Source organism: Stenotrophomonas sp. 1337, assembly GCF_031455455.1.
Lineage (GTDB): Bacteria > Pseudomonadota > Gammaproteobacteria > Xanthomonadales > Xanthomonadaceae > Stenotrophomonas > Stenotrophomonas indicatrix.
This window is the reverse complement of the sequence record NZ_JAVDSR010000007.1, coordinates 15,929-28,936: the sequence shown is the minus strand read 5'-3', so window position 1 is coordinate 28,936 and position 13,008 is coordinate 15,929. Positions and strand designations below refer to the sequence as shown.

11 protein-coding genes are annotated in these 13,008 nt (G+C 60.2%); 3 read left to right on the top strand and 8 right to left on the bottom strand.

The genetic code is table 11. The annotated features are described in order from the left end of the window. Window position 1: 1 nt before the first annotated feature. From J2X70_RS11515 to J2X70_RS11505, 3 genes are all read left to right on the top strand, one after another. Window positions 2–733, top strand: coding sequence for an SDR family oxidoreductase (locus tag J2X70_RS11515; protein ID WP_309910424.1), 732 nt, complete (start codon window positions 2–4; stop codon window positions 731–733). Beyond that, the gene (locus tag J2X70_RS11510; RefSeq protein WP_309910422.1) at window positions 730–1,146 is read left to right on the top strand and encodes a GtrA family protein; all 417 of its coding nucleotides are present in this window, start codon (window positions 730–732) and stop codon (window positions 1,144–1,146) included. Before J2X70_RS11515 ends, J2X70_RS11510 begins: the two co-directional genes overlap by 4 nt. A gap of 112 nt (window positions 1,147–1,258) precedes the next feature. Next, window positions 1,259–2,548: a hypothetical protein gene (locus J2X70_RS11505; protein WP_309910420.1), complete on the top strand. Its 1,290-nt coding sequence runs from the start codon at window positions 1,259–1,261 to the stop codon at window positions 2,546–2,548. On the opposite strand, the gene J2X70_RS11500 is transcribed toward J2X70_RS11505, so the two are convergent. The 8 genes from J2X70_RS11500 to J2X70_RS11465 all read right to left on the bottom strand — a co-directional run bounded on the left by J2X70_RS11500 (window position 2,542) and on the right by J2X70_RS11465 (window position 12,993). Then, the gene (locus J2X70_RS11500) at window positions 2,542–4,158 is read right to left on the bottom strand and encodes a hypothetical protein (RefSeq protein ID WP_309910418.1); all 1,617 of its coding nucleotides are present in this window, start codon (window positions 4,156–4,158) and stop codon (window positions 2,542–2,544) included. The two genes, J2X70_RS11505 and J2X70_RS11500, sit on opposite strands and share 7 nt — an antisense overlap. A 28-nt stretch (window positions 4,159–4,186) precedes the next feature. Continuing rightward, entirely contained in the window at window positions 4,187–4,792 is a 606-nt protein-coding gene (locus tag J2X70_RS11495; RefSeq protein ID WP_309910416.1) for a hypothetical protein, read from the bottom strand. Window positions 4,793–4,855: 63 nt separating this feature from the next. After that, window positions 4,856–5,422 carry a hypothetical protein gene (locus J2X70_RS11490; RefSeq protein WP_309910415.1) on the bottom strand — a complete coding sequence of 189 codons (567 nt, stop codon included), beginning with the start codon at window positions 5,420–5,422 and terminating at the stop codon, window positions 4,856–4,858. Next, window positions 5,419–6,561 (bottom strand): acyltransferase, encoded by a 1,143-nt coding sequence (locus J2X70_RS11485; RefSeq protein WP_309910413.1) that lies wholly within the window; start codon window positions 6,559–6,561, stop codon window positions 5,419–5,421. The genes J2X70_RS11490 and J2X70_RS11485 overlap by 4 nt, the downstream gene beginning before the upstream one ends. Before the next feature lie 2 nt (window positions 6,562–6,563). Next, window positions 6,564–7,484 (bottom strand): methyltransferase domain-containing protein, encoded by a 921-nt coding sequence (locus tag J2X70_RS11480; RefSeq protein WP_309910411.1) that lies wholly within the window; start codon window positions 7,482–7,484, stop codon window positions 6,564–6,566. 33 nt (window positions 7,485–7,517) lie between these two features. Continuing rightward, window positions 7,518–8,444 carry an NAD-dependent epimerase/dehydratase family protein gene (locus J2X70_RS11475; protein WP_309910410.1) on the bottom strand — a complete coding sequence of 309 codons (927 nt, stop codon included), beginning with the start codon at window positions 8,442–8,444 and terminating at the stop codon, window positions 7,518–7,520. A 4-nt stretch (window positions 8,445–8,448) separates the two neighbouring features. Continuing rightward, on the bottom strand, window positions 8,449–11,814 hold the full coding sequence (locus J2X70_RS11470; protein WP_309910407.1) for a glycoside hydrolase family 99-like domain-containing protein: 3,366 nt from the start codon (window positions 11,812–11,814) through the stop codon (window positions 8,449–8,451). 3 nt (window positions 11,815–11,817) lie between these two features. Further along, window positions 11,818–12,993 (bottom strand): class I SAM-dependent methyltransferase, encoded by a 1,176-nt coding sequence (locus J2X70_RS11465; protein WP_309910405.1) that lies wholly within the window; start codon window positions 12,991–12,993, stop codon window positions 11,818–11,820. Window positions 12,994–13,008 lie beyond the last annotated feature (15 nt).

Below are 13,008 nucleotides of genomic sequence, written 5' to 3'. Positions count from 1 at the left end.
TATGCAGAAGATCCTGATCATCGGCGCCACTTCGGCCATTGCTGAAAGCGTTTCGCGTTGCTATGCACAACGCGCCAGTGCACTGCACCTTGTGGGCCGCAGCAGCGCGAAACTGGACATCATCGCGGCGGATCTCTCAACGCGTGGCGCAGCTCGGGTGACCTCTTCCGTACTGGATGTGGCCGACATTCGCGCCCATGCTGCGATCCTGGATAAGGCAATGCAGAGCCTAGGGCAGATCGACGTCGCCCTTATCGCGCACGGAACGCTTCCCTCACAAGCAGATTGCGATGCGGACGTCGATGTCGCGCTACGCGAGTTCCATGTCAACGGAACCGCGACTATTGCACTTGCACACCAGCTGACTTCCAGAATGCAGGCGGGTTCGACCATCGCGGTCATTTCATCTGTCGCCGGAGACAGGGGCCGCGCCAGCAACTACCTTTACGGGAGCGCGAAATCTGCGGTCACCGCGTACATGAGCGGCTTGTCGCAACGCCTGCAGAGCGAAGGCATCAACGTCCTAACGATCAAGCCAGGTTTCGTTGACACGCCGATGACTGCCTCCTTCAAGAAGGGTCCCCTTTGGGCGTCTGCGGACAACGTTGCAAAGGGAATCGTCAAGGCGATCGACCGGCGACGCCCTGTCGCCTATCTTCCCGGATTCTGGTGGCTCATCATGCAGGTCATCAAGCACATCCCCGAGCGGATCTTCCAGAAGGTCCGCCTGTGACCCGCACCAGGCTCGTAGCGATCTACGCAGCATTCGCAGCGTTGTCGATCGCTGTGAACATTGGTTCACAGGCCTTGGTCATCGCCGTGTATTCAGGGCCTTGGGCAGTTGCGCTCTCGATGGCGTTTGGTACAGGTACCGGGCTCGTCTGCAAATACGTCCTCGACAAGCGATTTGTGTTCGAGCATCGTTCGCGCGACCACAAGCACGAAGCCAAGACATTCATTCTTTACACATTGATGGGCATGGCAACCACGGTCATATTCTGGGGAACGGAGACCGTGTTCCATTTTGTGTTCGAAAGCGACGTAATGCGCTACATCGGTGGGATCGTGGGTCTGTGTATCGGATATATCGTGAAGTATCAGTTGGATGCGAGATTCGTATTTTCCCGGCAACACGATCCAATCTGACCGCCAGTAGTATGCTGGGCCGGCCTATCGCCAGCCATTTCCCATGACACAGCCTCCAAGCCGCTCGTCATCCCCCCTCCACTGGCACATTGCGTATCGCTGGCTCCCTTACGTGTTGTTGCTTGCCTTGCCGATTGTGCAGATCGCACGGCATTTCCGGGACCTGCAGGTCTACCCTTTTGCTGATGAGTGGTACTACGTAACCTCCGTCTTGATACAGCGTGGAATTCCGTGGGGTTGGTTCTGGGAGCAGCATGGGGACCACAGGATTCCCCTGCAGAAGGCCGTGCAGTGGGCTCTGCTCAACGCATCAGATTTCGACTTCAGATCACTGGTCATCCTCAATCTCCTTGTAGCTACAGCGATCGGCCTCATCACTCTGCAGGTCGCCCGCAATCTCCGCGAATCCACCAGCGTATGGGATGCGATGATTCCCATCGCGCTTTTCAACCCGATGGCCGGTTACGCCATGTGGGGATTTCACCTGCAGTTTCTGTCGAGCGCGCTATTTACCTGCGTATTTGCGTGGGCAGTTGTTCGTCATACCGTTCGCCCATGGCATCTGGCCGTGGCGATTCTGGCAGTCATTGCGTGCGGCTTGTGTGGATTGAATGGCCTCTTGCAGGCCGGGTTCATGCTCCCGCTGGCATGGCTGCGCGCAACGAAGACGCAGCGCGGACCATACCTCACTGCTGCGCTATGCTTGGCCAGTCTACTTCTGGCATTGCTGTGGTTTTCATGGTCACGGGCCGGTGCGGGTGAGGCAGTCCCCTCTCCCTCTGCGTTCGGACAGTTCTTTGCGGGCTTGATCGGTGCGAGCCTGCTGCCAGCCTGGAATGTGTACGCCGCAGCAGCGATCATCAGCGTGGCTGCGGCAGCCGCGGTGCTGGCTGGACTGCGCGGTGGGCAAGAAAATCCTGCCGCCCGCGTCTGCGCACTCTTGGTCTCCGCCGTCATGCTCCAGCTGTGCGCCGTTGCGTGGGGACGCGCGCAGTATCAGGGCGGCTGGCAACCTGGGTTGGCTATGCACTATGGCGCGATCTCCATGCTACTTCCGATTCTGGCATGGCTGACGCTTGCTAGCCGAAACCGACCGATGGCCACGCGAGCCGTTGGTGTTCTGCTTACGCTTGCATTAGGCGCTGGCTGGGTCGAGGCCGAATTCTGGCGCACGACGTACACCAGGGAGCACTCTTCCAGCAAGGCGCTGGCATACAGGGATATAAGGGATAGGTACATGCCGATCCCTACGGTCATAGAGCGTAATGCCGCACTTTACTGGAGCGATGACGCCGCAGCCAAAGAGACCATGTCGCTCGGCATCCCGATCCTACGGCGGGCGTACGAGAGAAAATGGCCGGGCCTCGCTGTGGAAGAACCCGGCCCCCCACTGAATCAGTGAGCCGTTGCATCGGCCTTACGTCGGTAGAGCATGGCGCCTTGCTTCAGCAGCACATCCCAGTAGGGCTCCCGGAACTCTCCTACCAGTTCGTAGTGATCAAAGAAGCCGGGCTGCTGGTCAGGGTTGTACTTGCCTTGCCAACTCGTCACTACGTACTTGGGCTTCCAAGTTGTCACCGTATAGTTGAAGTCGCCAGCGCGCAGGGCCTTCGCTACACCCGGACTTGCCAGACCGAGCACGTCCAGCACCTGGTAGTCAGGACCCAGCTTGTATCCGAAGGTGCCCGGCTCAGCTATGGCCACGCTCGTACCAGCAGGCTCATGCTTCTTCAGGTAATACATGATCGGGTCATAGCTTGTCAGGTGCCCGTTGACGTTTCGGCCGGTTGCGAACGTCTTTGCCTGCTGGTCAATCCGCGGCGTGATCGACAGGCCGACAGCCAGCAGGAAAACGAGGATGAAGGATGCCCACGTTCCAGGCGTGCTTGGCACTTGGCCAACACTGGCAGCACTGGCTACCCGCTGCTGCGCGAGGTAGTTGGCGCCGTATACGCCTGAGAGCAACAGCCCGAAACCGATCGGCGCGACGTACCACGTCCACAACGTCACCTTGAACACGGTATAGGCGCAAACGACACCCAGTGCGAACAAGAGCCAGACCGCGCAGTAAAGGATCAAAGGATTGACCAACGGACCTGACAGGCGCGCGCGCAACTGTCGCAGGAATACACCTGCGGCGACCAGTGCGGGCACCGGCAGCAATAGCCAGTAGCGACCCGCGAACAGCTGGTCGAGCGCCGTTACGACGGTGCTGATCTTGAACAGCGGCCAATAGCCCATCTGCACCTGGGCCTTCTTTGCGTCCATCGTGCCCGGGAAGAAGGTGCCGTAATACAGCTTCATCGCCACCACCCACGCCAGCATCCCGACTAGGACTATGCCCACCGCAATGCAGATCTGCCGCAGGGTGTAGCGGGACTGTGTCCGGTCAACGCCAAAGGCGAAGACCAAGCCTGAGAACTGGATGATGACGAATAACAGCGAGTCCGGGCGCAGCGTCATCGCGAGCACCATCATCAGTGCCCCTACAAACAACGCGCGTCTCATGATGATCAGGTAGCTGCCCACCGCAAGCGCCGCGGTGAAGGCATATGTCTCATGGCCAGATACCGAACTGGACAGCGGAAGGACCACAATGAACACCGCTACTGCAACCGCAGCGACCTGTCCGAGCAACGAGCGATTCCAGAGACAGGCTCGCCCAGCGATCCAGGCGATCCCAGCGACCGACAACGCTGAGAGGAAGGTCGATACCTGCGGGATGTCGACCAGAATGCGTACGAACGACAGCAACTTCACTATGCCGGCAAGCAGCATGGCGTAGCCGGTTGCGGTTGATCCGTAGTAGTGCTGGCCTACGTTGAAGACGAAGCCATGACCGGCCAATGCATTCTGCGCATAGCGGAAGGTGATGTAGGAATCATCTACCGCGAACCCTTTGTTGAAGCGCAGATATGCCCAGAACAATAGGACAACCGAAATAGTGAGCGGCGCGAGGCGCTTCCATGTTACCAAGGTACCGCTATCGAATCTGGTCAGGCTTTCATTCATTGGATCAACTCACATTCCTGGGATGCGCTTACTTGGGTACAACGTCGTGGAAACCGACTGCAAGCCAGTCACACCAGATGACGCCGTTCTGGTCGCTGGACTCGATGACCAGCTGTTTGGCGCCACCGACATCGACCCGGATGGTCGAGGCATACTTGCGGTCTACGACGACGTCGTTCATCGGTGCCCCATCAAGCTGCCAGTGCAGTCCTGCAACGCCGGCGCTCGGATCCGCCTCACAGGTCGCATTACCTTGGAAACTCTCGATGACAGGCGAAAGCGTGAGACCTGAAAGGCTGCTTACATCGAGCACAAGGCGGGAACGCTTGCCTTCAGCTGGGTGCACCAAGAGTCGGTGGTCAGCCAGCGGTGCGATAGGCAGATAGGCATCCTCCTTTGACTTGATCAGCGGCTGCACTGCATCCAGCCCAGCAAGCAGCTGTGCCTCCACTTGAGCCTTGGCGGCGGAATCCGCGGCCTCGTTCGCCCCCGCAGTGGGCGCTGCATTCACCGGCTGGGCCGGATCCGCTGCCGCAGCAGGCGTGGCTGCTGGCTCACGCAGATCACATGCCGTCAGCGCCAGACACGTCGCTCCTGCCAAGCACAGCGAGGACAATCCGATACTGAACTTCATTTTAGTTTTCCTTGTTGAATAGCGGATCGATTCAGGAGCGATCAGTGCAGTTGAATAGTTTCATCACTTATCGAAAGTGACTTGGCGGCCATTGTCGCAACGGTACGTCTTTCCATCGACAATGTAGTGCAGAAGCAGCTTGTAGGTGCCCGCCGGTACGTCCGGAAGCGCAGCCTCGAAACCGGATTCGCGTAGTTCCGCTCGCCCTCCGTAGGCGTTCACCACATCGTCCCGCACCATGGACAGCTGCAGGGCGATCTCTGCAGCGGCGCCGTGCTCGCCCAGCAGCACTAGCACGGGTGAACCTACAGGGGCGGGCGTGGAATGACCCAACCAGCCGTGGACCTTCTGCGCCGGCGCCACCGCCAGTGGTCCTGCGACGAAAGCACTGGACCCAACGCTCTCGATGTTGCAGTAGGACTGGTCAGATGCCTTGGCAACATCGATACCCTCCATGACGCCAGGCCCCGCTTGATCCTGGGCAACGGGCGGCTCGACTTCAGCTGCCGATTTTACGCCACCAGGCCCACTGCCAGCAGGCAAAGTGGAAGCTGGCAGCGGTGCGTTTGGTTCCCGGCAACCTGCCAGGAGCAAGATTGAAACAAGGAACAGGCCATTCCAGCTCTTCATTGCACAGTCTTCCTCGGGATCCAGCGTGCTTCCAGCGACTTGCCCAGCCGGATGCCCGGCAGTTCGATGAAGCGATAGGACAGCCAGGCCAGCGGCAGGAGAATTGCGAAGGTCAGTCCGGCGCACACGATGAACGCGACCGTCAGATCGGTCTGCTGTTCGTGGATGCGGCGATAGACGGGGATCAGCAGGTACACGATGGTCGGGTGCAACAGATAGACCGAGTAGCTGACCTTGCCCAGGAATGAAGTGAAGCGATTGACAACCAGCTTCCAGGGGAACAGGGTCAAGCCGATGAAGATCAGTCCATAGGCAAGCGCCTGGAAGTAGTACGGGTTACCCAGAACGTTCGGCAACCAGCCTTGAATCAGTGCCAGATAGGTAAAAGCCCCCGCGAACAACGCAGCCTGTCCCTTGCTTCGGGCCATGCTGCAGTCGGCATCGGTATCCATGAACCAGTAGTACAGAAGGATGCCCGTGGCGAAGATCGGGAAATGCTTGAAAGTGCTCCACTGCAGGATCGACTCGCGCCACCCCTCCGGCAACACCAAGTAATCGAGCACCAGTCCGATGAAGTACCAGAACAGGAGGGTGACAAAAATGAACGCGACAGCCCTGTACCGATCCCTCACCCGGGCATAGATCAAAGGAAACACCGCGTAGAAGATCATTTCCACGCCAATGGTCCAGCCTGCCCAGACGAATCCTTCCTGGCGCATGGGGAATAGGTTGAAGATGAAAGTCGCAGACGCTGCCACCGCGCTTACCGAATGGTGGACATCAAACAGCCAGGCGTCGCGGAGCCAGCTCACCAGAATAAGGAAGTAGAAAAGAGGCGCTACGCGGAAGAAACGATGCAGATAGAAACTGGCAGTCGGTTTCGGGCTGCCTTCGCGCATCGGCATCGTGTAATAGAGCGAGAAAGCGCTAACGATGAAGAACAGGGTGACTCCCGTGCCCCCCATCAGGGTGAACTTCTCGGCCCAACGCGGCAATGCCAACTGGGGCTGGGGCATCAGGGTCATGTGGTAGATCACCACATAGGCAGCAGCCAGGCCACGCAGTGCGTCCAGAAACTCCAACCGTCCGCGCTTGGGAAGTGCGGTAACGGCGGACACAACAGCGGTGTTGTCTTGCATTTTCACTCCACGATCGACGCCGGGGCAGGATTCGTCTCATCCATCCGCTCCCTGACCGCACGGACGACCGTGGGTAGCATAAGGAACTCATCCCCATAACGGTAGTTGTTTGTCACCAGGCCAGCATAGGGGTCATAGCACACGCCAAAGGAGACGTCTGCGAACCCCGCACGCGTCACCAGGTCGGCGAAATCGGCACCGAAATTGTGAAATGTGTAGATCCCCTCGGGGCGAAGGCCGTCGCCATGCAACTCTGTTGGCAGCAGCTCCACCAGGGCCCCGCCCTCGTCCAGTCGCCCTCTGACCAGGGTTTCAGGAAGCCAAGGGAAAAACGGTACAGTGAACAACGCCACGCCACCTGGCGCGAGCACGCGGTGACATTCTTTCAGGCCCGCCAAGGGATCTGGAACGTGCTCAAGTACGTCGTTGTGGAGTATTCCATCCAGGCATCCATCGTCGAACGAGAGTGCCTGCATATCCTGATGAACCGCAGTGCGCGTGCCCCCCTGGTGATCGGGGAAGGTGTACTCTTCCCCACCCCGTGAGCCAGGCCCATGGAACTCAGACAGCATCATCGCGGGCCATACCGCCGCGGCATAGCGCGACAGCGGCGAAAAGGCCTCCAGGAGCGCGAGACGGTCAGTTGGCTCGAAGCAGTTGCGTGCTTCCATGTACAGGTGCCGGGACCGTGAGTTGAGCCCACACGACTGGCAGACCAGCCCTTCCCGAAGGTTGACATCGGCACCAAACATCGCACCGCCGTTGACCTGCAGATCCCGCACCTTGCCGCAATGGGCGCATAAGCCACGGGTCAGGCTGCCCTTGGCGATCTCGCCATCAATTTCACGCATCAGATCCAGCGAGCCCGCTACCGCTTGGGAGATCGCTGCTACAGAATCAAACCACATCGTCTGCGGGTACATGGCCTGCTCCCTGAATGGGCGGTATCCACTACATCATCCCCTGGAAGCACCCTCGTCCAGCATTGCCTGCCAGGTTCTGCGGATACCATCGTGAATTCCCACCTGGGGCAGCCACCCCAGGTCCTCTCTTGCCCTTGCCACATCGAGCACGATTTCGCGCACATCGAACGCGCGAGCCGGCTGGTACTGAACAGACAACGCACTGCCAGTAACACTCCGGATGCAGTTGCACAGCTCGTTGAGACTGATGCCGCTACCCGAGCCCGCATTGAAGACCGCATTGCGGCCCGAATCAACCGCACGCAGGGAGAGGTCGATCAGATCGTCAATGTAGATGTAGTCCCTGACCGTCTCTCCATCGCCCCAGATCTGTATCTCTTCACCGGCAAGCGCCTTTCCAAGGAAGACAGCAACGGCGCCTTGGATGCTGCGCGCCGGCTGACCCGGGCCGTACGGGTTGGAGGGCCGGATGATCACCGGATCCAGCCACCCCTTGCGCTGGAACATGGTCAGATAGTGCTCGATGGCGACCTTCACGATGCCGTAGGACGAGATTGGCCGCAGCGCGTGCGTTTCGGGCACAGGAACGGCGTCGGGGTTGCCGTACACCGTTCCTCCCGAGGAGAAGTAGCAGAACCTGCGGACACCGCGCTCACGCATGGCCTCCAGCAGCCGGTGGGTTCCGACCAGATTGCCTTGGATGTCAGCGATGGGGTCGGCATCGGCCGTGCTCGGCACGGTGCAACTGGCCAGGTGGTAGACGGTGTCCACCCCCTGCAGTGCCTGTTCCAGTACATCCGCGTCATGGAAATCGCCCTGGAAATAGCGCACGCCACTCCAGTCCATGTCCAGGCGGGCAGCAAAGCGATCCAGCACCGCTGTCTCGTCACCGCGCGTGCGCAGCGCGGCGACGAGTCGCGAGCCGATGAAACCATTTCCACCGATGACCAGCACTCTCATGCGATCATTCCGCCCCGGCCGGGAGGCTGCGCAACCCGAAGTGGGTGCGCAGTTTGTCCTCATAAGCCGCCGCCGCGCTTCGCGTAGCCGCGCTCAGCGGGAACAACCGTTGCGCATGGGCATGCAGGCTGCGGATTTCATCGAGGTGACCTTGCGCCTTGGAGCCGATGGTCACGCTATTGCCATGGCGGCGATGCTGGTTGAGCGATTCAGCATTGAAGCTGAGGCCACCATCGCGCAGCAGCAGCAGGTAGACCAGCCAGTCGCCCGCGATCCGATACTGAGTGATCTCTTCGATGTGCTCCTGCATCACTCTCAACAGCGCCTCGCGACGGAACAGCACGGCGCTGACGTTGGGCAGGGTGTTCTTGACGGCCAGTCCGGCTTCAACTTCTTCGGAACCCATCGCCGAATAGCTGCTGCGCCAGCGATCACGCGAGAGATCGTTGGTGTATTCCAGATAGTCGCCAGCCATCACCTCCCCGAACTCGTCGATCTGTTCCGACTGCGAGAACGCCATCACCGAGCGGGGGTTGGACTCGAGCAGGTGCACCAGCGAGCGCAGGAATGCAGGCTTGGAAAGATCGTCGGCCTCGGCGATCCAGACGTACTCGCCGCGCGCAAGGCTCACGCCCTTCATCCACTGGCGGAAGACCGACCCGCTGTTGTCCGACGACGCCTCAAGGCGAGGCTCCGGATCGAATGTTGGCCAGAGGCGTTCGAGTTCTGCCAGGCTCCCATCCGATGAGGCGTCATCAAGGATGATGACCTCATACAGCGGGAAGTCCTGCCCGTACACCGACGCCAGACGCTCTTCCAGGTAGTGGGCGTAGTTGTAGTTCGGCACCACCACCGAGACGCGCGGAATGCGATGCCCGGCCAGTTCCAGCAGGTCCAGCAGGTAGCTGCGGAAGGAGAAGTCGGCATTGACAAGGCGTCGTCCGGCTTCGCCTGCCGTTGCTCGCAGGGAATCCTCATCAAGCAGACGCGCCAAGGCGCCGCCATAGGCGACAGCGTCCAGTGCCGGCACGACCACGCCCGCCTGGTGCTGGGCGACGAGGTCCGCACCGCCCCCCGTGCCTGCGAATGCGACGACCGGCAGCTCAACAGACAGCGCCTCCAGCACAACGGATGGGAAAGGATCTTCCCGCGACGCGAGCGCGTAGACGTCAGCGCCTGCGTAGTAGTCATCGGTGTCAAAGTCGAGACCGGAAAAGTGGAACCGCTCCAGCATGCCGTGGCGGCGGAGCACCTTTTCCGCGGCCTCACACGCAGCCTCTTCACGGTGACCGACCCAAACGATGTGGACCTCAGGTCGCTGGGCGAATGCACTGGTGAACGCCTCGGCCAGCAGGTCGACACCCTTACGCGCATCGGCGTAACCCACCGACAACACGATCCTGTCCGTCGATTTGAGACCCAAGCGCTGCCGCAGCGCTGCGCGCGCAGCGTCTTGATTGCGCTTCCCGCGATGGCGGTTGGCTGCAAACAGCCCCTGCGGCAGCTTGGTTACCTTGGCCCGCCCTGCCGGGTCGAGGAAGGGCTGCAAACCTTCGCGTACGGCGTCCGAGGCGACAACGATGCGCTTGGCAACACGGGAAATGTCCGTCAGTGCAGGCTGCAGGCCGTAGCTCTGGATGACACCCGGCAGCTCGTGGATCATCGACACCACGGTAAGACCTGCATCACCCAGCGCCTGCACGATGCGGCCGCTGACCGCCGTATTGGCAAGCACCGAGCGCACGCCCAGCTGGCGTAGTTCATTGGCCAGCACCGCTGGATCCCGGTCGCCCAGCAGGTGGACCGTGGAGCACTCGGCGAACTGGCTGTGCAGGCGGCCGTCTTCGAGCAGCACGACATGCACGTCCAGTCCCAGGCCGGCCGTCATCTTGCGTGCCATGTTGAGCGCCAGGTACTGCGCGCCATGGGGGTGCGCGTCATGCGAAATCAGTGCGACACGCGGCTTCGCCCTGCCGGCGGTGACATTGCGCGTCGCCTGTAGGAAGGCATAACCGTAGTAACGGTCCGGTTCCAGATGGGCGCCTTCGGCCCACTCATTCCAGGCGTTGATGAAGACCACGCTCTCGCCACGCACAGGTTTGGCCAGTGCGAACTCGCCCGCCGATTCCAGCCAGCGCTGGTACTCGCCCGGCGAGGAATGGGCGAACGTGTAGCCGCGCCCCGGCTTTCGCGCTTCATTGTCCCAGCGTGGCGTAACCCCCTTGAACAGTGGATAGTCTTCTTCCGGCCAGTTTCTGGAGCGGTCGGCCATCTCGCGGTAGTCGACCACGTAGCCTTCATAACGCGGGTTGGCAATGTCTAGCGTGTGGTTGATGCTGGAAAGGCCACGCGCCACCTTGTGTGGCGGGAACTCGAGCGCTGCATCGAAGCCGTAGGTGCGCGGATCATCGACGTCGAACTGGACCATGGCAATGAACAGCTCGCCAAGGCCCTGCTCACGCGCATAGTCTCGCCAGACATCCAGCGACTTGCGGGCATCGGGAAGCAACGATGGCCGGTAGATGACGAGCAGCGGCCGACCATCGATGCGGATATACCGGGGATCAGACAGGTACGGCATCGCATCACGAATGAACGCGATGTCGTTGTCAGCCGTGTAGTTCTGACCAATCAGCACATCGTTTTCATGCCCATCCCAGCGGCGGGTCCAATTCTCGTTGGCCCAGCAGATGCAGAACGGCAGGTCAATTTCCGGATGCGCGAGCAGCTGGTCCACCGGCCGCTCCATCAGTCGATGACCGGAGAACCAGTAATGGTGGAAACAGAAACCATGCAGGCCGTACAGCCTCGCTAGCTCAGCCTGACGTTTGAGTACGTCAACAAGTCGCAAATCGTAGAAACCAAGTTCACCCGGCAGGTGCGGCTGTCGATGCCCGGCGAATTGAGGGACGGCCTTGCTGACGTTCGTCCACTCAGTGAATCCGCGCCCCCACCATGCGTCATTCTCTGCAAAGGGATGGAACTGCGGAAGATAAAACGCGATGGATTTGAAACGAAGGCTTGTTGGGGCCTGCAGAGAACTGGGTAGCTCGACATACTCGCGACCACGCACGCCAGCAGCGGCATCAATGGCCCCCGCGTAGATCTGCGCGACAGCCGGCAGCTTCACGCCTTCGGCAACAAGGGTGGCTGCAGCCGGCGGCGGCGCCTTTGCGAAGGATTCAGCAGCAATGCCTTGGCCAGGGCCCAGTGCGCGCCAGCGACGGTAGGCATTTGTTCTGGCGAACACGAAACTGAAGTTGCGGAAAAGGAAATCCTTCAATGCCAGACGCGCATTCCAACCCGGCACGGCCATGTAAATGCGCCGTGCGAACGTCCCCAGCTTGCCACCCTTGTAATTCTGATGCATGTGTTACAGGTGCCTCCGTGCGCTACCGGTAATTCGGCGCAGCCAACCAGTGTACCTCCAACTGCGCGACTCCTTCAGCAACTGGACTTCTCGTTCCCGCTGGTCACCAATAAGACGCTGTTCGGTCACAGCAAGCTGGAGCCGCTGGACCTCCTCGCGGTCTTGATTGTGCTGCGCCACCAAACGCGCCAGCTCGTCGCGAAGCGCGCCCTCTCCGGCAAACTGCGTCAGCAGGGTCTGCTGCGACGACGCAAGGAGGCCTTCGAGCTGCTTTACCTGCTCTCCTACGTTCTGGAGGGCAACGTGCTGGATTGAAAGCTGGCGCAGGAGTTCATCATTCGAAAAGTTGTCGATCCGGGCTTGCAATGCAGCCACCTGCCGATCGCCGTCACTGACCCGCTCGGGCAGGTGCACGCCGTAGAAGGTGGCTGCATCCAGTCCGTGAACCTTCATTTCATAAAAGCTCGACTGGGCTTCTGGAAGCCCAGCATCACTGGCCAGGATTAGATCGTACAGGGGTCGATTCAGGCCGGTTTCGGTTTCGCTGGTGTCCGGACCCGTGCCGAGGATCGAGCTGAATGCGCTCTTGCCTTCAGCCACGAGCAGAGAGCCGTGCACCACCCGCTGCGAGTACACCTGCACCTTGCCAAAGTAGCGACCAGCCAACGCAAGCAATTCCTCACGGAAGAGCTCCTTCACGTGATATGGATTGGAGTATCCCGGGTCGATGGAGTAGTACTGCTTGTTCGGACTGGACAACACGAGCAGACCGCCTGGACGCAGGACGCGACGAATCTCCGAGAGCATTTCCTCATGCTGATCATGATGCTCGATGGTCTCGAAGCTCACCACCACATCAACGGAGTCGTCCTCCAATGGCAGTAAGGCAGCAGACGCCTCGACGAACCGCAAGCGATCGGACCCGTAGCGGCCAGCCGCATGGGCGACGGCCTCGGCCGAGATGTCGATGCCGGTCACCGAGTCCGCAACGCCAGACAGGATCTGGCTGCCATAACCTTCGCCACAGGCCACGTCCACCACCTGCTTGCCGGTACAGAACCTGGCGGCGAAGTGATAGCGATGGAGATGTTCGAAGGCGATCTGACCGGCCACTTCGGGCATGAACCGTTCGCCGGTGAATGCGAGATCTTCTACGTGCTCGTCAAGCTGGGTTGCCATGGGTCACCTCAATAC